At 31.8% G+C, this 21,445-nt stretch carries 19 protein-coding genes, 2 tRNA genes and 1 pseudogene; 15 read left to right on the top strand and 7 right to left on the bottom strand.

Features of this window, described 5'->3' with window-relative positions; all coding sequences use genetic code 11:
• The first annotated feature begins 308 nt into the window (after positions 1–308).
• From KA867_RS10840 to KA867_RS10830, 3 genes are all read left to right on the top strand, one after another.
• Positions 309–1,880, top strand: coding sequence for an alanine/glycine:cation symporter family protein (locus KA867_RS10840; protein ID WP_210138019.1), 1,572 nt, complete (start codon positions 309–311; stop codon positions 1,878–1,880).
• Between the two features lie 97 nt (positions 1,881–1,977).
• Positions 1,978–2,724: an esterase family protein gene (locus tag KA867_RS10835; RefSeq protein ID WP_210138018.1), complete on the top strand. Its 747-nt coding sequence runs from the start codon at positions 1,978–1,980 to the stop codon at positions 2,722–2,724.
• Positions 2,725–2,809: 85 nt separating this feature from the next.
• On the top strand, positions 2,810–3,319 hold the full coding sequence (locus KA867_RS10830; protein ID WP_019469079.1) for a YjcG family protein: 510 nt from the start codon (positions 2,810–2,812) through the stop codon (positions 3,317–3,319).
• Between the two features lie 127 nt (positions 3,320–3,446).
• On the opposite strand, the gene ltaA is transcribed toward KA867_RS10830, so the two are convergent.
• Together ltaA and KA867_RS10820 are read right to left on the bottom strand one after the other, a co-directional pair.
• Complete coding sequence (ltaA, locus tag KA867_RS10825) at positions 3,447–4,649, bottom strand: lipoteichoic acid biosynthesis MFS flippase LtaA (RefSeq protein ID WP_210138017.1); 1,203 nt, start codon at positions 4,647–4,649, stop codon at positions 3,447–3,449.
• On the bottom strand, positions 4,627–5,802 hold the full coding sequence (locus KA867_RS10820) for a diglucosyl diacylglycerol synthase (protein ID WP_210138016.1): 1,176 nt from the start codon (positions 5,800–5,802) through the stop codon (positions 4,627–4,629). Before KA867_RS10820 ends, ltaA begins: the two co-directional genes overlap by 23 nt.
• Positions 5,803–6,232: 430 nt before the next feature.
• On the opposite strand from KA867_RS10820, the gene KA867_RS10815 reads away from it, so the two are divergent.
• The 7 genes from KA867_RS10815 (at position 6,233) to KA867_RS10785 (ending at position 15,687) form a co-directional block, all read left to right on the top strand.
• Positions 6,233–7,717 carry a UDP-N-acetylmuramoyl-L-alanyl-D-glutamate--L-lysine ligase gene (locus KA867_RS10815; protein WP_210138068.1) on the top strand — a complete coding sequence of 495 codons (1,485 nt, stop codon included), beginning with the start codon at positions 6,233–6,235 and terminating at the stop codon, positions 7,715–7,717.
• A complete protein-coding gene (locus KA867_RS10810; protein WP_210138015.1) occupies positions 7,707–7,946 on the top strand; it encodes a YueH family protein in 240 nt (79 codons plus the stop codon). The genes KA867_RS10815 and KA867_RS10810 overlap by 11 nt, the downstream gene beginning before the upstream one ends.
• 12 nt (positions 7,947–7,958) lie before the next feature.
• Positions 7,959–9,521 carry a peptide chain release factor 3 gene (locus tag KA867_RS10805; protein ID WP_210138014.1) on the top strand — a complete coding sequence of 521 codons (1,563 nt, stop codon included), beginning with the start codon at positions 7,959–7,961 and terminating at the stop codon, positions 9,519–9,521.
• 367 nt (positions 9,522–9,888) lie between these two features.
• Positions 9,889–10,686: a TerC family protein gene (locus tag KA867_RS10800; RefSeq protein ID WP_210138013.1), complete on the top strand. Its 798-nt coding sequence runs from the start codon at positions 9,889–9,891 to the stop codon at positions 10,684–10,686.
• Positions 10,687–10,874: 188 nt separating this feature from the next.
• Positions 10,875–12,617, top strand: coding sequence for a S1C family serine protease (locus KA867_RS10795; RefSeq protein ID WP_210138012.1), 1,743 nt, complete (start codon positions 10,875–10,877; stop codon positions 12,615–12,617).
• 18 nt (positions 12,618–12,635) lie between these two features.
• Positions 12,636–13,994 (top strand): TrkH family potassium uptake protein, encoded by a 1,359-nt coding sequence (locus KA867_RS10790; RefSeq protein ID WP_210138011.1) that lies wholly within the window; start codon positions 12,636–12,638, stop codon positions 13,992–13,994.
• Between the two features lie 184 nt (positions 13,995–14,178).
• The gene (locus KA867_RS10785; RefSeq protein WP_210138010.1) at positions 14,179–15,687 is read left to right on the top strand and encodes a bifunctional metallophosphatase/5'-nucleotidase; all 1,509 of its coding nucleotides are present in this window, start codon (positions 14,179–14,181) and stop codon (positions 15,685–15,687) included.
• 214 nt (positions 15,688–15,901) lie between these two features.
• Here KA867_RS10785 and KA867_RS10780 read toward each other — a convergent pair whose 3' ends face one another.
• Both KA867_RS10780 and KA867_RS10775 read right to left on the bottom strand, forming a co-directional pair.
• Positions 15,902–16,504: a CPBP family glutamic-type intramembrane protease gene (locus KA867_RS10780; RefSeq protein WP_107384867.1), complete on the bottom strand. Its 603-nt coding sequence runs from the start codon at positions 16,502–16,504 to the stop codon at positions 15,902–15,904.
• Positions 16,505–16,509: 5 nt separating this feature from the next.
• Positions 16,510–16,695: a YkvS family protein gene (locus KA867_RS10775; protein WP_002508073.1), complete on the bottom strand. Its 186-nt coding sequence runs from the start codon at positions 16,693–16,695 to the stop codon at positions 16,510–16,512.
• Between the two features lie 197 nt (positions 16,696–16,892).
• Here KA867_RS10775 and lplA point away from each other — a divergent pair, with 197 nt between their 5' ends.
• The gene (gene lplA / locus KA867_RS10770) at positions 16,893–17,882 is read left to right on the top strand and encodes a lipoate--protein ligase (RefSeq protein WP_210138009.1); all 990 of its coding nucleotides are present in this window, start codon (positions 16,893–16,895) and stop codon (positions 17,880–17,882) included.
• 78 nt (positions 17,883–17,960) lie between these two features.
• On the opposite strand, the gene KA867_RS10765 is transcribed toward lplA, so the two are convergent.
• Complete coding sequence (locus KA867_RS10765; protein ID WP_019469091.1) at positions 17,961–18,179, bottom strand: IDEAL domain-containing protein; 219 nt, start codon at positions 18,177–18,179, stop codon at positions 17,961–17,963.
• A gap of 251 nt (positions 18,180–18,430) precedes the next feature.
• Between KA867_RS10765 and KA867_RS10760 the strand changes: the two genes are divergently transcribed.
• From KA867_RS10760 to KA867_RS10750, 3 genes are all read left to right on the top strand, one after another.
• Complete coding sequence (locus KA867_RS10760) at positions 18,431–18,994, top strand: competence protein ComK (RefSeq protein WP_210138008.1); 564 nt, start codon at positions 18,431–18,433, stop codon at positions 18,992–18,994.
• Positions 18,995–19,147: 153 nt separating this feature from the next.
• Positions 19,148–19,222, top strand: a tRNA-Asn gene (locus tag KA867_RS10755).
• A gap of 2 nt (positions 19,223–19,224) precedes the next feature.
• Positions 19,225–19,313 (top strand) — tRNA-Ser (locus KA867_RS10750).
• A gap of 1,080 nt (positions 19,314–20,393) precedes the next feature.
• On the opposite strand, the gene KA867_RS10745 is transcribed toward KA867_RS10750, so the two are convergent.
• On the bottom strand, positions 20,394–20,735 hold the full coding sequence (locus tag KA867_RS10745) for a magnetosome magnetite crystal formation protein family (RefSeq protein ID WP_210138007.1): 342 nt from the start codon (positions 20,733–20,735) through the stop codon (positions 20,394–20,396).
• Positions 20,736–20,831: 96 nt separating this feature from the next.
• Here KA867_RS10745 and KA867_RS13475 point away from each other — a divergent pair.
• Positions 20,832–21,021, top strand: a pseudogene (locus KA867_RS13475) (nucleoside triphosphate pyrophosphohydrolase family protein); the annotation flags it as partial.
• 292 nt (positions 21,022–21,313) lie between these two features.
• Here KA867_RS13475 and KA867_RS13615 read toward each other — a convergent pair.
• Complete coding sequence (locus tag KA867_RS13615) at positions 21,314–21,403, bottom strand: SAR1012 family small protein (RefSeq protein ID WP_019469096.1); 90 nt, start codon at positions 21,401–21,403, stop codon at positions 21,314–21,316.
• Positions 21,404–21,445: the final 42 nt, after the last annotated feature.

Raw genomic sequence — 21,445 nt, 5'->3', positions numbered from 1 at the left:
AATTTATAATTCAGTATATCTTAAAAAAAGATAGAACAAAAGATAAATTTGTGAAACTTTGTACTTAATGTGCGTGTGAAGATTGATTGCAATTTCAGAGTAAAAGGAAAGTGAAATCAGTAATGCGTAGTGCATTATAAGATAATATAAATATTAAATACATTAATGTTATTTATACAAAAAATTCATAGCAAAATATATAATTTGTGAAAATAATAACTTATATAATGCGTTGCGCGGAATATAACATATGTGTATAATATAAAAAAATATCATTTTCTTTAATGGTATAACAAGGGGGATACGTTATGATAGAAGGTTTTTTAACTTGGCTCTATGACATAGTATGGAGCAAACCATTAGTTTATGGTTTGTTAATCACTGGTATATTATTTTCACTATTTATGAAATTTTTCCAAGTCAGACACTTTAAAGAAATGATTCGACTTATGTTTCAAGGGGAAAAGTCACCAACAGGTATTTCAAGTTTTCAAGCAATCGCATTATCGTTAGCAGGTCGTGTAGGTACAGGTAATATTGTTGGGGTATCAACAGCGATATTTATTGGTGGACCGGGTGCCGTATTTTGGATGTGGGCAACAGCATTTTTAGGGGCGAGTAGTGCATTTATAGAATCGACACTAGGTCAGATATATAAACGTGAAGAAAAGGGACAATATAGAGGTGGACCAGCATTTTATATTGAATATGGTATAAAGGGGAAACTTGGTAAAATATATGGCCTGATCTTTGCAATCGTCACTGTGATTTCAGTCGGATTGTTATTACCAGGTGTTCAATCAAATGCTATATCTAGTTCTATGAAAAATGCATTTCAATTAAATCCATGGATTGTAGCCATATTTTTAGCAATTATTATCGGTCTAATCATTTTTGGAGGAATAAAGTGGATTGCTAATGCAGCGACTGCAGTTGTACCATTTATGGCAGTATTTTATATTTTAATGGCGGTAATTATTATCATACTTAATATTGAAGCGGTTCCTTCATTATTTGCATTAATTTTCAAATCTGCATTTGGTATGGAAGCTGCTTTTGGTGGAATAGTAGGTGCAATGATTGAAATAGGTGTCAAAAGAGGTCTTTATTCAAATGAGGCCGGACAAGGTACAGGACCACACGCAGCTGCAGCAGCAGAGGTATCACACCCAGCAAAACAAGGTTTGGTGCAAGCGTTTTCAGTTTACGTTGATACTTTGTTTGTTTGTACTGCAACAGCATTGATCATCTTGCTTTCTGGTACATATAATGTAACAGATGGCGGTAACACACCAAGTGATAAAGCAAGTTTAATAAAAGATAATGGTATCTTTGTTGAAATGTCAAATGGAGATAAAGATTATTCTGGAACTGCAATGTATGCACAAGCAGGTATAGACAAAGCATTACAAGGTGGAAGTTATCATTTTGATCCATCGTTCTCTGGATTTGGATCTTATTTTATAGCAATTGCTTTGTTTTTCTTTGCCTTTACTACTATATTGGCTTATTACTATATTGCAGAAACCAATATTGCATACTTAACAAGAAACACAAATTATAAGACTTCCTTTATATTTATCAATATAACGCGAATTGTATTAATTCTTGCAACCGTTTATGGCGCAGTGAAAACGGCGGATATTGCGTGGCTGATGGGAGATTTAGGTGTAGGTATGATGGCCTGGCTTAATATCATAGCAATTTGGCTATTACACAAACCAGCTATAAGTGCATTGAAAGACTATGAATTGCAGAAAAAACGTTTAGGATCGGGTAAAAAAGCTATTTATAAACCAGACGCTGAAAAAGTACCCAATGCTGTATTTTGGCTGAAAGATTATCCTGAACGTCTAAAAAAAGAGAATATTAACGACTAAAAAACATATGTCACTAAGACAAATAAATACGAGTTATTTTAAAATATTGCGTCTCTTGATACAATGTCATTAAGACTATGAGGGGGCGCATTATTTTATGGACAATTTTCAAGCAGGGCGAATTAATAAAATTAATTTTTCAAGTGACATATTAGATAGAGACATTACACTTTCTATTTATTTACCTAAAGATTTTACAGAGCTATTTAAATACAAAGTCGTCTTTTGTTTTGATGGTTTAGACTTTTTTAGCTTTGGCAGAATACACAGAACATATGAAAAATTATGGGAAACAAATGAAGTAGAAAGAGCAATATTTGTAGGTTTTCATTATGAAGATGTTGAAAAAAGGAGAACAGAATTTCATCCCCAAGGAGCAAAAACGGCTTTAACGGTAAAATGTATGGCGAATGAAATTTTACCGTTTATAGATGCTCAATTCCCAACGTATAAAGTAGGAAATGGCAGAGTTATTTTAGGTGACAGTTTAGCTGGAAGTGCAGCTTTGATTACTGCATTATCTTATCCAAGAGTTTTTAGCCAAGTAGGATTATTGAGTCCTCAACATGATGAAGTGATAAAAACATTAATCGAACGATGTCAATTTCAAGAACAATTGACAATATGGCATGCAATTGGATTAGAAGAAAAAAACTTTGCTTTACCAACGACAGGTAAACAAGCGGATTTTTTAACACCTAATCGCCAGCTGAAATCAATTATCGAACGTAGTGATATTACTTATCATTATACAGAGTTTGATGGTGGTCATAGATGGAAATCTTGGAAACATTTATTAGAAGATTTATTAAAATATTTTTTATCAGATAATATTTCTTTTTAATTATCTGTAGGAAATTTAGTTAAAAGTAACGAATTTTTGTGAAATTTGATATAATGTAGTTATGTTAAACAAAGGAGGAATTTAAATGATTTTAGGATTAGCATTAATTCCGTCAAAAGCGTTTCAAGATGAAGTAAATGCATATCGTAAACGTTATGATGCTCACTATGCAACGATAATGCCACACATTACGATTAAAGAGCATTTTAAAATAAACGAAGGTGATCTTGACGCTGTCAAAGAGACAATCAAATCAAGAATCGAGGGAATACCACCGATTGAAGTACACGCGACAAAGGCTTCAAACTTTGCGCCAATTACAAATGTAATTTATTTTAAAGTTGCCAAAACAGACAATTTAGAAAAATTATTTAATCAATTTAATAGTGGTGATTTTTATGGTCGTCCTGAACATCCATTTGTACCACATTTTACAATTGCACAAGGTTTGACTAGTCAAGAGTTCGAAGACATTTTTGGTCAATTGAACTTAGCGGGTATTGACTATAAAGAGGCAATCGAGCAACTTTCTTTAGTTTATTATGATGAAAGTGCGGAAAAATGGAAAGTCTTAGAGAATTTTAATTTTGCATAATTTTTTTATATAAAGTTATCATTTCAATCTATGGTAATATTGAAACTTAAAAGAGTCGCTATCATTTTAGAATTTATCTAAAAAATTGATGGCGACTCTTTTGTATATTGAACATTGCTAAATATAGTTAAGTGTGTGTATGGTGTTTTTTATTTTTAACAAAATAAATACCATAAAATATTGCTAAAAATAAAAATACTAATGCTGAGAAATAAAAAGTATTATTAACAGATTTAGAGAATTCTGTGATTAAACCACCTACGAGTGGACCAATCATAGAGCCAAAACCTTGTACACTATTGAACACGCCCCAAGTCTCTTCTTGTTCATCCATGTGTATATGACTTGCCATAAAAGTATTCCATGCAGGTAACAAGATGCCATACATTAGGCCGATAAATAATGCTAAGCCCCAAACTAATTTAATATCCGTAATAATAGATAACGCAAATATCATTAAAGTATATAAAACAAATCCACTAAAAATGATACCATACATAAATAATGTGCCATTGTTGTCTATAATTTTAGATAAAAATAACATAGAAATGGCACAACCTATGCCACCAACGATAATTGCGATCGTATATTCAACTGTTGAAACGCCCACGACTTTTGTTGCATATGTAGGTAATATCGGTACTAAGGCAGTGATAGAAGCACCTTGTAATAAAATACCTGGAAACAGAATTAAATGACGTTTAGTGACATTTACAATTTGACCTAACTGTTGTTTTACAGGTTTTGTATTATAATTAGTCAGTCTTATTTTAACGAAATAGTATAGAATCCATGCAATTAGTACGACTAATGACATCATAAAAGCGAAACGAGTTGGATGGAATTTAAAAATTAAGTTCATTCCAACCATTCCAACTAATAAACCTAGTAACCATGAGAAGTAAACATAACCCATTTGTTTACCACGATTATTTTCATCTACACTTGCAAGCATAATGACCCAAATAGGACTCACTGCGATACCTAGTAATATTGCACTTGTGATTAGCACAATAGGTGATGTAGGAAACCAAATGACTAAGAACAAACTACCAAACGCTAATAAAAATCCAAGTGTCAAAACAAGTTTTGTACCTAACCGTTTAAGTAAAAAACCTATGACAAAGTTGGTTGTTGCATCAGCAATAAAGTGAATAGAAATAGCGATAGATGTAACACCTACCGCAATAGAAGTTGCCGTTGGAAGTAATGCTAAATAACTCAACACATACATACCTCTAGCAAACTCCATTAAAAATAAAATAATCAACATAATAATAAAATTTTTACTTGAATTGTAATTAGTATTATTTAACGAAGAGCTTTGCATATAAAGGAACCTTTCCATAAACTTCTTCATAACGTGTTGAATGGTCTAGAAGATCTAACAAATCTTTGCATAATTTATATGTTGAATATGGAATGCGCGATTCACTCATTGCTTTAGACATTTCCACTAGTGAAGTTGAATGATTTGTTAATGATGCTACTTGCTGAATAGCTTCATCAGGTGAATAAGCGATAGTGCCGTAACCTTTTTCTTCAAAATAAAGCGCGTTTTCTAACTCCTGGCCAGGTGCAGGATCTAAGAAAATCATTGGAATTTGTCGGGTTAGTGCTTCAGAAATTGTGATGCCACCTGGTTTTGTAATCATCAACTGACTTGATGCCATCCATTCATTCATCTGTTTTGTATAACCTAAGATAAGTACGTTATCATAATTTTTAAATTGACTAGATAATGTGCGTTTCAACTCTTTATTTTTACCACAAACCATGACTACTTGTGATTGTGGACTTTTAGTCAAAATATCACTAATCATTTGACCGAATCCTTTAGAAACACCAAAAGCACCTGCGGACATAAGTATTGTTGGTTTATCTGGATTCAAATTATTTTGACGTAACCATGAAGATTGATCAATATCTTGTTCGAATTTATCAGATATTGGAATGCCAGTAACTTTTAATTGATGTCTTGGAATCCCTATCTCAGCAAATTCATCCTTTAATTCTTCAGTTGCCAAGTAATACCTTTGAGAATGTGGTGTAACCCAATTCTTTTGTAATCTATAATCTGTCATAACTGTGGCGATTGGGATATTCATATCAAATTGTTCTGTTAATACAGACATTACTGGCGTAGGGAAGGTCAACAATATTAAATCTGGTTTTTCTTTTAGTAATAAATTAATTAATTTATTTAATCCATAATATTTATAGAAACATTTGTCTATTTGGTCAGGTTTACTATAGTAAAAAGATTTGTACATATTTCTGAAATACTTGAAACTATTGATATACCACTTTTTACATATAGAAGTCAAAATTGGGTGAGCTTCTAAAAATAAATCATGTTCAATGACAGTTAAATTGTCTAGATTCATTTCATTGAATTGGTTTACTACGCTTTGAGTAACCTGTAAATGTCCATTACCAAAAGAACCAGTAATAATCAATATTTTTTTGTTACGAGTAACCATTTTGAGTCACCCTCCAATAGTATAAATTTAGCTCATGCTAAGTTTAACGCATTTTATTGTCATGCGAAAGAAAAAACATAATTATTAGGGATTATATCATTTTACAAGCGCATAGAAAATGATTCATACTTATTTTTAAAAATTATATCACGCTAAATTTAGATTGTTCTATATGTATACCATACCACGCTTTCTTTTAAAATAAGCAACCTTAAAAGAAACTAAACAAATAAAAAAGAAAATCTACACAATGAATTACATATGATTAACAATCTGAATCTAGTTTTTGCTCATGATAGTTATAAAATTTTTTAAATGAAAACGAAAAATATATAATAGTAGAGAAAGAAATAAATAGCAATATTAGTTTCTATAAAATCACTTGAAAATGTGTATAATAGAAGTATTGGAAATAAAGGAGCGGTTAATGTTGAATGCAAATGTGTTGTTTAAAAAAATAAGAGTTAAACAAGTGATAGGTACATTAGATATGAATGTTAATGATATAACAACAGACTCGCGTACTGCTAAAGAAGGAAGTATATTTGTTGCTTCTAAAGGTTATACAGTCGATAGTCATAAATTTTGTCAAGATGTTGTAAATCAAGGCTGTAAAGTCATTGTAGTAAATCATGAACAATTGTTGAAAGGTGATGTAACTCAAGTTATCGTTCCTGACACGTTGCGTGTTGCCAGTTTACTCGTAAATGTACTATTTAATTATCCAAGTAAACAACTAACTACATACGGTATTACTGGAACCAATGGTAAAACATCTATAGCGACAATGATACATCATATATATAGAAAATTAGATAAAGGTAGTGCTTATTTAGGTACTAATGGTTTCCAAATTAATGAGGAAAAATCTAAAGGTACAAACACAACCCCTGAAACAGTAGCGCTAACTAAAAAAATTCATGAAGCTGTAGAAAAGCAAGCCCAAGCTATGACTTTAGAAGTATCAAGTCATGGTTTGTCATTGGGACGTTTAAGTGGCGTTAATTTTGATGTGGCGGTATTTTCAAATTTAACGCAAGATCATTTAGACTTTCATGGCACAATGGAAGCTTATGGTCATGCTAAATCATTATTATTCAGCCAGTTAGGTGAAGATTTATCAAAAGAAAAATATGTTGTATTAAATCAAGATGACGGATTTTCAGAATATTTAGCTTCAGTTACACCTTATGAAGTCTTTACCTATGGCATAAATGAACGTGCACAATTTATGGCTGAAAATATTAATGAGTCATTACAAGGCGTAACGTTTGATTTTAATACACCTGAAGGTACATTTTCTGTAAAGTCACCCTATGTAGGCATCTTCAACGTTTCTAATATTATGGCTGCAATGATAGCTGTCTGGGCAAAAGGTGCTACGTTAGAAGAAATTATTCAAGCCGTAGAAAATTTAGAACCTGTTGAAGGTCGACTTGAAGTTTTAGATCCACAATTGCCAATTAATTTAATTATTGATTATGCACATACAGCGGATGGTATGGATAAACTGATAGATGCTGTGAAACCTTTTGCAAAACAAAAATTAATTTTCTTGTGTGGTATGGCTGGAGAAAGAGATATGGGTAAAACACCTGAAATGGGGCGCGTCGCTTGTAGAGCGGATTACGTTATTTTTACACCAGACAACCCAGCAAATGATGACCCTAAAAAATTAACAAGCGAACTCGCTAAAGGCGCAACACATAATAATTATATAGAATTTGAAGACCGTGCAGAGGGGATTCGTCATGCTATTGAAATTGCTAATCCTGGCGATACAGTTGTCTTGGCTTCTAAGGGACGTGAACCTTACCAAATTATGCCTGGTCATGTAAAAGTACCACATCGAGATGATTTAATCGGTTTAGAAGCAGCTTATAAAAAGTTTGGCGGTGGCCCGAATGGAGATTAGACTTATCACTTTGAATGATGTAACAGTCCGTAGTTATATTTATAAAAATGATAACGATGAAGTCTTGCTTTTGGCAATACCAGACTTGAATTGGTCATTAGAAATTGATACTTCGTTAAATGATGATGATATCAAGGAGGAACTTGTGATACACTTGTTTACGTTACTTGATGAGTCAACAGCAGTACAAATTGCTGATGATATTGGTCAATCGATATTTGAGAATTAAAGGAGAGAACAAATGAGTATAAAGGAAGAAGTAGAATCCAGAAAAACTTTTGCGATTATTTCCCATCCAGATGCTGGTAAAACCACATTAACAGAAAAGTTACTATTATTTGGTGGTGCAATTAGAGAAGCAGGGACTGTAAAAGGTAAAAAAAGCGGTAAATTTGCGACAAGTGACTGGATGAAAGTTGAACAAGAACGTGGTATCTCAGTGACAAGTTCAGTGATGCAATTTGATTATGATCATTACAAAATTAACATTTTAGATACGCCTGGACATGAAGATTTTTCTGAAGACACATATAGAACATTAATGGCCGTGGACAGTGCTGTAATGGTTATAGATTGTGCGAAAGGTATTGAACCGCAAACTTTAAAACTATTCAAAGTTTGTAAAATGAGGGGCATTCCTATTTTCACATTTATCAATAAATTAGATAGAGTAGGTAAAGAACCGTTTGAATTATTGGATGAAATCGAGTCTACTTTGGAAATCGAAACATATCCTATGAATTGGCCAGTGGGTATGGGACAAAATTTCTTTGGTATCATTGATCGAGATACACATACGATTGAGCCTTTTAGAGACGAACAAAATGTGCTTCATTTAAATGATGATTATGAATTGGAAGAAGATCATAAAATTAAAAATGATAGTGCCTTTACACAAGCAATAGAAGAATTAATGTTGGTAGAAGAAGCGGGAGAAACATTTGATAATGAAGCTTTGAGAAAAGGTGATTTAACACCAGTGTTCTTTGGGTCAGCGTTAGCAAACTTTGGTGTACAAAATTTCTTAAATGCTTATGTTGATCATGCCCCTATGCCAAGTGCTCGACAAACGAAAGAAGATATAGAAGTTACACCATATGATACAGATTTTTCAGGCTTTATTTTCAAAATCCAAGCGAATATGGACCCTAAACACAGAGACAGAATTGCATTTATGAGGGTTGTTAGTGGTGCTTTCGAACGAGGTATGGATGTTACATTACAAAGAACGAAAAAGAAACAAAAAATAACACGTTCAACTTCATTTATGGCTGATGACAAAGAAACTGTCAATCATGCAGTCGCTGGAGATATTATAGGCTTGTATGACACAGGTAATTACCAAATTGGAGATACATTAGTAGGTGGAAATCAAAAATTCAGTTTCCAAGAATTACCACAGTTTACACCAGAAATATTTATGAAAGTTTCTGCGAAAAACGTCATGAAACAAAAACACTTCCATAAAGGAATTGAACAGTTAGTTCAAGAAGGTGCCATTCAATACTATAAAGCACTGCATACGAATCAAATTCTCATTGGTGCAGTTGGTCAACTACAATTTGAAGTTTTTGAACATAGACTTAAAAATGAATATAATGTTGATGTCATCATGGAACCGGTTGGTCCAAAAATTGCAAGATGGATTGAAAATGAAGAAGATATTAAAGATAAAATGAGTTCTTCTCGTTCTATACTAGTAAAAGATGTTTATGATAATTATGTCTTCTTATTTGAAAATGAATTTGCAACGAGATGGTTTGAAGAAAAATTTCCGGAAATTAAATTATACAGTTTGTTATAACATGATTAATTGTGTATAATACTATATTATTAATAGAATACCTATGACTTTGTAGTCGGAGGGGAGTAACTCAACTGTTTTTAAAGAGAAATATGAGATAGTCATATCATCATAAAATATCTGTTTTATATATCTTTTTAACATAGTCATTTTGTCGTCATTACGAAACGTTAAACGTTTCCGGTAAAATGGGCAGGAAAAATACTGTCGAGTGAGACCTTTGCTTATAAATGTTACAAACATACAAATTATATAAGACTGAAAGTTTAATTTACTTTAGTGGGTGTATATGATTAAAAAATGTGTGTAGCATTTAATTAGCTTAGGTCTCTATTTTTATGTAAAAAAACTAAAGGAGTTGTCCTAAATGGATCCGAGTTTGATTTTACCTTATTTATGGGTTCTAGTAGTACTGGTATTTTTAGAAGGTTTATTAGCAGCAGATAATGCTGTTGTAATGGCAGTTATGGTTAAACATTTGCCACCTGAACAACGTAAAAAAGCATTGTTCTATGGACTGTTAGGCGCATTTATTTTCCGTTTTATTTCTTTATTCTTAATAAGCATTATTGCACATTTTTGGTGGATTCAAGCGCTTGGTGCAATTTACTTATTATACATGTCGATTAAAAATCTCATTTCATTCTTTAAAGAAAAAGATCATCAAAAAGAGGATGGTACTGATGATCATCATTATGATGAATCGGGTGAGGAAATACATGCAAGTCCAAAAGCATTTTGGGGTACAGTATTAAAAGTAGAATTTGCTGATATAGCATTTGCGATTGATTCTATGTTAGCTGCACTTGCTATTGCAGTAACTTTACCTACTGTTGGTATACACTTTGGCGGTATGGACCTTGGTCAATTTGCAGTCATGTTCCTAGGCGGTATGCTAGGTGTGATCATCATGCGTTTTGCAGCCACTTGGTTTGTAAATTTATTGAACAAATATCCTGGTTTAGAAGGCGCTGCATTTGCGATTGTAGGTTGGGTAGGTATTAAATTAGTAATTATGGTGCTAGCACACCCTGATATTAAAATATTACCAGAACATTTCCCACACAGTGTATTATGGCAATCAATTTTCTGGACGGTCATGATTGCACTTGTAATTATCGGTTGGTTAACATCTGTTAAAAAAAATAAAAAAGAACATAAATAATATATGTAAGCCTGAGTCATAAAATTTATGACTCAGGCTTTTTGCTCTATATGTGATAAAGTTAGAATTTTTTACTAAAAGAGACTATAATCTGTAGTATGCTAACTTTATATGACAAAATAAAGCAGAAAAATTATATATGTTATGTCATAATAGAATTGTAATCAAAAGTAATAGGGGGGCTTACTGTGACGCAAAATAAAAAACATGTCATCCCAAAAGTAAAGTATGGACGTAAACGACGTGAATACTTTCATAACGAGGAACGGGAACAACGTGTGCAACAAGAGCGTAAAGCTAGAAAACAGCGCGAAGAAAAAGCTGAAATACTTGCTAAAAATAATGAAGAACGTGTGAAAGAAAATTTAAGAAAAGCACGTATTGAAAAGCTAACACAAGAAGAAATTCAGCAACAACAAGCGATTGCTGCAGCACAGAATTCCAAACATACGCAAGAAGACACACAGCGCAATGAAACAACTTCAGCAAATAACATCAATCATTCATATAATGAAAACGACGATATGGTGGCAGAAGAAAATAGAAAAGACTCAAAATCAGTACACACTGTGAGCGAGACTCAAAATGACAGTACATCGTCAAATGAACAAAATGTCCCACCTGAAAAAGAACAAGAACAGAACTTTTATTCAGAAAATGCGCAACAATCTAGAGTTGATTATTATTTGAATAATGATGAACAAACTCCACAACAAAAAAGTTCTAGGGAATATGCGAATTCTAACACAGAAAATAAGTACCATAATACGCCTAACACGCTAGATAAAATTAAGGCTTTCTTTATTGAACATTGGGCCAAAATTCTAATTGTTGTGGCAGTTATTGTTTTACTGACACTCATACAGGCTATATTCAAAAATGTTGATGAAAATGGTACTTCAAATGATCATGTCTTTCATGATAATCAAAATAAAGATAAGACTTATACAGCAACAATGAAAAGTGCGAACAGTGCAATTCATTCCGTAGTAACTGTTGAAAATGATACGAGTGATGATAGGACTTCTGCTGAAAAAGAGACACAAGAAGCAGGTAAAGAAAATGAATTAGGTTCAGGTGTCGTCTACAAAAAAGTGGGCGACTCTATTTTTATTATGACCAACGCACATGTAGTTGGAGATAAAAAAGAACAAAAGATTACATATGGTAATGATGACTATTCTATTGGAAAAGTTATTGGAACGGATAAATATTCAGATATCGCCGTTGTTAAAGCTAAAGTAAAATCAGATAGTAAAGTGAAGCCAATTAAAATAGGCGATTCCAGTACTTTAGTACTAGGTGAACCGATCATAGTAGTAGGAAATCCCTTAGGTGTAGACTTTAAAGGTAGTATATCTGATGGTATTATTTCAGGTTTGAATAGACACATACCAGTAGATATCAATAAAGATGATCAATTTGATGTATTAATGAGTGCTTTTCAAATAGACGCACCTGTAAATCCAGGTAACTCAGGTGGTGCAGTTATCGATAGAAATAGTAAGTTAGTAGGTATAGCATCACTAAAAATAGATATGGATAATGTTGAGGGTATCGCCTTTGCTATACCAATCAATGACGCTGAAGATATTGCCAAGCAGTTAGAAGCTAAAGGTGAAGTCAAATATCCTAACACTGGCGTAAAGATTGCTAATATTGGAGATATTGATGAGGCTACAAAGCAATCTATTAATTTACCAGAAGACGTTAAAAAAGGCGTATTTATAGGTGAAGTTAAAAAAGATTCATTAGGTGAAAAATCTGGGTTGCAAAAAAATGATGTCATAGTAGAATTAGATGGTAAAGAATTAGAAGATAATCTTAGATACAGACAAATTATCTTTAATCATAAAGATGATTTAAAAACATTACCAGCTAAAATCTATAGAGATGGTAAAGAAAAGGATATTAAGATTAAACTGAAGTAACGTTGAGGTGAAGAAACGTTGTCCATTTTCAACCAATTGTTAAAAAAATCAAGTCCTCAACAAGGGATTGTAATGTATTATATCGTGGCAATTATTGTAGCATTTTTAATGCTGAACTTGCCCTTTGTTCATAAGTCCAATGTGTCTGTAGATCCAATCGATTCGTTGTTTGTTGCTGTATCTGGTGTCAGTGTAACAGGATTAACGCCAGTTAATATTATTGATACTTACACAACCTTTGGTCAAGTTATAATCATGCTGATACTTAATTTGGGTGGGATTGGTGTTATGGCCATCGGAACCATGCTATGGGTTGTCTTAGGTAAGCATATCGGTATGCGCGAACGCCAATTAATCATGCTAGATAATAATAAACATACGATGAGTGGCACTGTGAAATTGATTTTAGATATTGTTCGAACAATCATCATTATAGAACTTGTTGGTGCATCGCTATTAGCATTTTATTTTTATAGAGATAACCCGGATATACAATATGCAATCATGCAAGGATTATTTGTATCGGTATCGGCGACGACAAATGGTGGACTTGATATAACAGGACAGTCACTTATACCTTATGCAAATGACTATTTTGTACAAACAATCGTTATGTTTTTAATTATGTTAGGTTCAATTGGTTTTCCTGTATTAATAGAAGTGAAAGCATATATAAAAAATCGAATTCCTAATTTTAGATTTTCATTATTTGCAAAAATTACAACGGTAACATATTTTGGTTTGTTTATTTTTGGTGTGATAATTATTCTATTATTTGAACATAACCAAGCTTTTCAAAATATGAGTTGGCATAAATCGTTATTTTATGCATTGTTTCAATCAGCTACCACTAGGAGTGCAGGACTTCAAACTATTGATGTAAGTGGATTTGGTGAAGGTACAAATATCGTTATGGGTATACTGATGTTTATAGGTTCATCTCCAAGTTCAGTAGGTGGTGGTATTAGAACAACGACATTTGCTATTTTAATATTATTCCTTTTAAACTTTAGCAACCAACCAGAAAAAACATCTATCAAAGCATTTAATCGTGAGATTCACATTACTGATGTTCAACGTTCATTTGCTGTATTTATCATGGCCAGTATATTAACTTTTACGAGCATGATTTTTATACTAGTTGTTGAAAATGGAAAGGTATCATTTTTACAAGCATTTTTCGAAGTCATGTCGGCATTTGGAACCTGTGGGTTATCGCTGGGTATTACAGGTGATGTGAATGATATGAGTAAAGGTGTTTTGATGCTATTGATGCTCATTGGTCGTGTAGGCTTAATCAGTTTTATCATTATGATTGGTGGACGTAGAGAACCAGATAAATTCCATTATCCTAAAGAACGCGTTCAAATTGGTTAATTGTCAAAAGTAAATCTAAACTTAATAAGTTGTGAGACCATGGCGCCAGTATATCTAACAAATGATGTGCTGGTGCTTTTAATTTTGAAATAAAGGAAGTAAATATTGCTAATCATATATGTTCATAATTGTTTCAAGCTAATTTAGAAACGTGTTAGACTATGATTAATGAGGGGAGAGGCGTATGAAAAAAAGTGAAAAAATCGCAATAGACATTATTACTACTTCTGATATGCATAGTTATTTTCAAAGTGGTGAAAATAATTCAAATATTTATAGAGCAGGCGCTTATGTTAAAAATATTAGAGAAACAAATGATCACGTTATCCTATTAGATAGTGGCGGTAGTTTAGCAGGTTCGTTAGCAGCATTTTATTATGCAGTTGTAGCTCCGTATAAGCGTCATCCAATGATAAAATTAATGAATGCCATGCAATACGATGCAAGTGGTATTAGTCCTAATGAATTTAAATTTGGACTGTCATTCTTTTCGAGAGCTGTATCATTGTCGAGGTTCCCTTGGTTATCCGCTAATATTGAATATAAACGTACGAAAGAACCATATTTTTCTACACCATATACAATTAAAGAAATTGAAGGTGCAAAAATCGCAATTGTGGGTTTAACTTCAGATGGTTTAATGGAGCGTGAACATTTTGAAATGGAAAATGATGTACGGATTGAAAAGACATTGCGCTCTTCTAAACGCTGGATTCGATTTATTCACGAAAGTGAAATGCCTGACTTTTTAATTGTTATATACCATGGTGGGCTTAATCAACTCAATAAAACATCAAATAAACGTGAACAAAATGTTAATGAAGCGGAAAAAATAATGCAAACTTTAGGCGTTATTGATTTATTAATCACTGGTCATCAACATCAAACATTCATTGGTAGAGATGATCAAACGCTTTATGTGCAAGCTGGACAAAATGCTGAACAACTTATTCATGTGAAAATAAACTTTAAAAAGCGCACAAATTCATATGAATTAGAAAATGTCAATTCTAAAATCGTAGATCTAAATCATTATCCAGAAGACCAAGCATTATTAGATTTGACTTTTTATGATAGAAAAACAGTTTGTAATTGGAGTGAAGAAAGCATTAACGAAAATACTTTATCAGCTGAGGTAAATGGTTTGAGTGATGTTATTACAAAACCACATCCATTTACACAGTTATTACATGATAGTATTCGGTTAGCCTATGATTATGATATATCGTGTGTGCACTTACCAACGAGTGGTGAAGAAGGACTCAGAGGCATCATTACAAATGAAGATTTATTCAATGCTTATCCTCATCCAGATGTACCTGTTGATTTAACAATGAAAGGTCAACAAATTCACGATATTTTAGAATATTGCTATTCACATATAGAATTTAGTGACGGCGCATTGAGCTTAACAATTGTAGATGAAACCTTATGTACGTTTTGGCAAGGTGTTCAATACACCATAGATATGAATGCTGAACCTTATCACCGTGTAACATTAGAAAATATTAAGTTGGATCACATGTATCGTGTAAGCATGACTGATTACTGCTATAGAAACTACAAGCAGTATTTAGAAAATGCTGTCATACATGAAACTGGAGAAATTACAATGGTAGAATTAATTTCTAGAAATTTAAAAAATAATGATTACCATATCGAACAGAAACAAACATTTAACGTTATTATTTGATAGGACACATAAAGTTTGAATGTCATCATTAGCTGTAAAAAATGTTATAAAACCAAAGAAAACGCCAATTTCTATATTATTTCAATAGAAGTTGGCGTTTATTTTCGTGCAGAGATCATTTCATTCATGGTTAATCTCTTTTAAAGTTTGGATAAGAGGGCTAATATCTCAACCCTTTTTCACATCATTCATAAGCCTGAGTTTTCGTTTCAATTTAACCGTGGAAAATTAATAGAATAACAACTGCAACAATTTGTGCTATTACAGTCGTAGCAATTCTGCGCGTATAATAATAGCTTAATGAAAGCACAATTTGAACGATAAACACAAAGAAAACAATCCACATTTTATCTAGATAGAAAAATAAAGAAGCAGAACAAATTGCTGTTATTAATACACTTAACCACATAGGAATGTTTAATTTGAGTAGTTCTTTTTGCAATACAGTTCTCATATAGAGTTCATGACATGGTATTACAAATAATAATGTAACTAACATTTGCCATTTAAAATATACGCCTGTTCGCGTTAACTCTTTAATCAGTGCTGTATACTGAATATCTGATGAGATAACCGCTAAAATAAGCTGTACAATAATGAGCACGATACCAGTAATAATTCCTATCCCTAGAGATGTTAATAATCTTTTTGATTCAATATCTCTTTGGTAAAAGATATAACTGATACCTGCGATGAGCATGATACCAGTATAAAGGTACCAGTATTCTTGCTTTTCGCCCCACATTATATATAAAATAATGTGAAAAACGATAAAACTTACAATAAACCAGATTAAAGCGTTTGAAATTCTATTCATATAAACTATCCTTCTTGTTCGACGATTGTATATCGTTTGTGATTGATGACAGTTTTTTCAGGCAGGTCTAGATCATTGAAGTTTTCCATAATTGTTAAATCTACAATTACAGAGTTATCATTAATTTTTTCTACGCGGCCTTTTAAACCGTCATAAAATTCCACTATATTTCCGACTTCTGCAACAGTCATATTGAATCCTCCCTAGAAATGCTAACTAGATAGTATTATACAAAAAAACAACAGACAAATAAACAAATAACCTTTAAATATACAGTTATCATTCTTTTTTTAGAAAAATTAGTATAAATCAGTTAAATGATTGGCATTTTTAATAAAAATATTGCATAAATAAGGTAAGGGTATTAAGAGGAAAAGGAGTGCAGTAAATGAAATTTATTAGTAATAATGATATTACCGATCCAACTTTAAATTTGGCAATGGAAGAATATGTATTAAAACACATGCCGAATGACGATAGTTATTTTCTGTTTTATGTCAATCGTCCGTCAATTATTATTGGTAAAAATCAGAATACGATTGAAGAAGTTAATCAACCCTATATTGATGAACATGGTATAGATGTAGTAAGACGTATTTCAGGTGGCGGTGCCGTGTATCATGATACAGGTAACCTTAATTTTAGTTTTATAACAGATGATGATGGCAATAGTTTTCATAATTTTAAAAAGTTCACTGAACCTATTGTAGAAGCATTGAAATCGCTTGGCTTAGATGCTGAAATGAGTGGCCGAAACGATATTCAAATCGGTAAAGCTAAAATTTCCGGTAATGCGATGGTCAAAGTAAAAGATAGAATGTTTAGCCATGGTACTTTAATGTTAAACAGTGAATTAAATGAAGTTCAAAATGCTTTGCGTGTGAATCCTGCAAAAATCAAATCAAAAGGCATTAAATCTGTGAGAAGTAGAGTTGCTAACATCTCAGAATTTTTAACTGAACCATTAGATATTGATACTTTCAAAGAAATTATTTTAAAAACAATATTTGGTGAGGCGACACAAGTTGAAGAATATAAGCTTTCAGAGGAGGATTGGGCCAATATAGAGCAATTAAGTAATGAAAAATATCGAACTTGGGAATGGAATTATGGTAGAAATCCTAAATATAATTTTGAGCGAGAAGAAAAATTTGAAAAAGGTTTTGTTCAAATTAAACTGGATGTTAAAAAGGGGAGAATTGAACATGCTAAAATTTTCGGTGACTTCTTTGGCGTAGGAGATGTTACTGAATTAGAACATGCATTGGAAGGTACGTTGCATGATTTTGATAGTATAGAAGAAGCTTTAGCAGAGTATGATATTTATCATTATTTTGGAGATATTGATAGATATGAGTTAATCAGATTAATGTCTTAAATGAACAATATTAAAGGTCTATTCGCTAACTATAATTAATTAGTGAATAGACCTTATTTTAAATGAATTATGACTAAATTAACCAACGAGATATGCCTCCAAATTTTTGTATTCTTCTGTATAGCGTTTGAAATCATTCTCGTTTTTATTTTTAAGCGCATGATCGATGAGATTTTCTAGTTGCTGTTTACGTACATTCCTTAATGATTCATCAATAATTAATTCAATACCTAAGTCATTAATTGTAGAAACAAAAGACTCTAAAGTATTGTATTTTACATGTGTATTATGTTTCATTGCCAACACAACCCCTCTATCTATATTTAAAATATATTATACAAGGTTTTGATTTTTAAATCAACGAATATTCTGACTTTTCCGAAAAAATAAGTGTAATACGAAACTTTCAATAATTAAGAAATAGAAAAAGATTCGCAGCTAAAATTTAATTGTAGAATATATAGAAATTATTTTATAATATAAGTTGATTTTAAAATGACGATAGTATATTATTTGAGTATCACCAAAACTGCAAGGAGGTTACAACTATGATACAACCGTATATTATAAAAAAAGGTGATATGACATTACAACCGTGCCATTTGCCTGCTGGCCAATATGAAGGAACACGAGTATTAAGATATAAAGAAGACGAAAGTACGATAAAAGAACGCACCCATAAAATCATTGATCGTTCTTGTAGATTTTATGGTAGTAGTTATGTTTTTAAAAAAGAGGACACAATCCGTATTACAGGCATTAGTAGCAAGCCCCCAATTTTATTTACTCCATTATTTCCCACTTATTTTTTCCCGACACATTCTGATAGAAAAACACAAAATACATGGATTAATATCCATTATGTTCAAAGTATTAGATCACTAAAAGATAAAAAATGTAGAGTGAACTTTGTTGATAATCAATCTATCATTGTGAATATCTCAGCTCATAGCATGCAACATCAATATTTAAATGGCATTTATTACTATTATATGATGGATAGAGCAGCAAGAGTTGCCACTTTTGATCCAGAATCTCCTATAGATTATACAAAACCACAATTAAATATATATGAAGCGCTCGCTAAGTACTCTTTGTTTGAAAGTAAATAGTAAAGTTTATTAAAAATATTGATGTAAAAGTGGAATATGCGGAATATTATATTAATTTAGTGTAAATGTTCTGCATATTTTTTTGTGATATGACTTGAAAATTTGCTATTAATTGATATAATAATATTTGTGCTTGATTAGAGATACTATTTATCCACAGTAGCTCAGTGGTAGAGCTATCGGCTGTTAACCGATCGGTCGTAGGTTCGAGTCCTACCTGTGGAGCCATTGGAAACGTACTCAAGTTGGCTGAAGAGGCGCCCCTGCTAAGGGTGTAGGTCGCGAGAGCGGCGCGAGGGTTCGAATCCCTCCGTTTCCGTAAAAACAGAAAAATCATTCCAAGTGAATACTTTGGATAACGAAAGAACGTTGTTAAATCAGCGTTCTTTTTATTTTGTAAAAAATACATAAAAGTGAATCCTATAAATTTTGGTCAACATGTGGACAATTTGACCAGTTTTAAAATTATTTTGTCCGTTTAGTTGTCCAATTAAAAATTAAGGGCTTCATCTAGCTGATTATCTTCCTCTGATTTTAATTCTTCTAGTAAATGACTATATACGCTCCAAGTAATTTCAAAGTTTGCATGACCTATTATTCTCTTTCAATATATACATTTCCATTTATTAATTTACGGTGTTTGTGTGTGCGAGTGTACAATATAATTTTGATTAAAAAATATTGTGTAATTCTTAAAAGAGGATAAAAAATTCACATACTTAAAATTGGTTTGGTATCTTATCCTTTTTAATGTAGGTGGATAGTACGTTTTTAACAAAAGAACGTATGCAAGAGTTGAAAAAAGCATTTATTAGAGTATATGTAATGCAAAACAACTCTCTATAGAGCTTAAACATCAAACCTAAAGAAATATATTACGGAAAATGTATGAAATAGACGGCACAAAAGAATTTAGAAATCTACTAAGCGATATGGGAGATGAATAAACATAAAATATCACCAATTATGGCTATAAAAAGTTAATTACTTAATACTTTAACTATTAATACGATGAATGCTATTGGAATTGCTGTAGCTAATATAATCGCAAGGATAGTAAGTATTACAAGTATAGTTGTAAACATATTGAAAACTCCTTCATAAAGTTGATAAGTTAATTACAACATATTGAAGAGAGCATTTAAACAAACCTTACAAGACTGTCATTTTTTCTTGTGTGTGAAATATTCAATTATTCCTATAACAATGAATACAGGTAGAAAGATTAATAATGTATAAATGATAAGGCTCATATTAGCACTCCTAATGAATTGGATGTTAATATATTTGAAAATTTTGAGTAGCGTAAGTTAAATGAAATGACAAAATTATTACTTAAGTTGGTCAGCAAGTAAATATAGAAGATAGAAAAAAACCACCCAGTTAAGGATGGGGAATGTTACTTATTCGTAAGTAATTTGATACCACGAATGATGTTAAAAAGGAAGAAAATACCTGCAATTAGTAATAAAAATATTCCTATTCCGAATGAAACATTAGATATTACTTCTTGATTGTCAAAAGGTTTATCGAAGACTTCTCGAGAAAAGATGAAACCTACATTTGCTAAGAAAAAGAAAATATATACCCAAATGTGATTAAATAATGCTTTTCTACCATGTGTAGAAGTTGGCTTTTCAGCTAATATCCAAACTAATATTGGAAATATAATTGGTGCGAAAAGCATACTAAAATAACTTAGTGCAGATAAAATATTTTGACTTTTATTAGGTTGTTCCAATTTAATCGTCTCCAACACAATTGAAACATTTTAAAAAATAAATTTGAAGCAATATATAAAACCTAACGATATTGTTAGATATGGGATAACATTTAAATTGCTAACACATTAGATCAATTAGTAATACAAGTAGAACAATGGAGTGTAGATAAAAACTTACATAATGGTAAGCTAGATAGGCGAATATTAAAAATTCTATGAAGAAGCTGGTAAAGTCTGTGCAATATTATCACATAACAAAATGGAAGGTTTAAAAGACGCTAAAGATAATACAGTATTCTCGTTAAGTTGACGTAAGTAATACGTTGATTTAACGGGTTTTTGGTATGTACGGATAATTTTCGATAAATACGTAATACAAATTATGCGACAATATTAGCAAATATTAGAAATAACAATTGCCTTTCAGTAAAACATAAAAGTAAGTTTGAATGAATACTTTAGATGTGAATGGGGACAGAATAGAGGGTGATTTATTAATATATGGTTTTGTTTTTCGTTATTGCAATGTGACAGGGGAATCATTGCTCATACATAAGCCCCACTAACTCAATATATTGAGTTAGTGGGGCTTGAATTTATTTTGTTTTTTTACTTATTAAGTTTCTAATTCCTCTTACAATATAACCGACAATCAGTGTTCTAAAAACACGTTTTATAATATTCATAAACTTTTACCTCCTAAACGAAACTCATACATGCTTCATACA

It is taken from the genome of Staphylococcus sp. GDH8C109P (assembly GCF_017893405.1).
Taxonomy (GTDB): Bacteria; Bacillota; Bacilli; order Staphylococcales; family Staphylococcaceae; genus Staphylococcus; species Staphylococcus cohnii.
The sequence above is the reverse complement of the archived record's forward strand: the minus strand, read 5'-3'. Positions and strand labels throughout refer to the sequence as shown.

What these genes read in the sequence shown, in the direction of transcription:
- KA867_RS10785 (WP_210138010.1), top strand. Translation starts at nt 14,179, where the DNA reads ATGAAAAAAAGTGAAAAAATCGCAATAGACATTATTACTACTTCTGAT.
- KA867_RS10820 (WP_210138016.1), bottom strand. Translation starts at nt 5,802, where the DNA reads ATGGTTACTCGTAACAAAAAAATATTGATTATTACTGGTTCTTTTGGT.
- KA867_RS10840 (WP_210138019.1), top strand. Translation starts at nt 309, where the DNA reads ATGATAGAAGGTTTTTTAACTTGGCTCTATGACATAGTATGGAGCAAA.
- KA867_RS10835 (WP_210138018.1), top strand. Translation starts at nt 1,978, where the DNA reads ATGGACAATTTTCAAGCAGGGCGAATTAATAAAATTAATTTTTCAAGT.
- KA867_RS10830 (WP_019469079.1), top strand. Translation starts at nt 2,810, where the DNA reads ATGATTTTAGGATTAGCATTAATTCCGTCAAAAGCGTTTCAAGATGAA.
- KA867_RS10810 (WP_210138015.1), top strand. Translation starts at nt 7,707, where the DNA reads ATGGAGATTAGACTTATCACTTTGAATGATGTAACAGTCCGTAGTTAT.
- KA867_RS10800 (WP_210138013.1), top strand. Translation starts at nt 9,889, where the DNA reads ATGGATCCGAGTTTGATTTTACCTTATTTATGGGTTCTAGTAGTACTG.
- KA867_RS13615 (WP_019469096.1), bottom strand. Translation starts at nt 21,403, where the DNA reads ATGAATATTATAAAACGTGTTTTTAGAACACTGATTGTCGGTTATATT.
- lplA (WP_210138009.1), top strand. Translation starts at nt 16,893, where the DNA reads ATGAAATTTATTAGTAATAATGATATTACCGATCCAACTTTAAATTTG.
- KA867_RS10780 (WP_107384867.1), bottom strand. Translation starts at nt 16,504, where the DNA reads ATGAATAGAATTTCAAACGCTTTAATCTGGTTTATTGTAAGTTTTATC.
- KA867_RS10760 (WP_210138008.1), top strand. Translation starts at nt 18,431, where the DNA reads ATGATACAACCGTATATTATAAAAAAAGGTGATATGACATTACAACCG.
- ltaA (WP_210138017.1), bottom strand. Translation starts at nt 4,649, where the DNA reads ATGCAAAGCTCTTCGTTAAATAATACTAATTACAATTCAAGTAAAAAT.
- KA867_RS10775 (WP_002508073.1), bottom strand. Translation starts at nt 16,695, where the DNA reads ATGACTGTTGCAGAAGTCGGAAATATAGTGGAATTTTATGACGGTTTA.
- KA867_RS10765 (WP_019469091.1), bottom strand. Translation starts at nt 18,179, where the DNA reads ATGAAACATAATACACATGTAAAATACAATACTTTAGAGTCTTTTGTT.
- KA867_RS10805 (WP_210138014.1), top strand. Translation starts at nt 7,959, where the DNA reads ATGAGTATAAAGGAAGAAGTAGAATCCAGAAAAACTTTTGCGATTATT.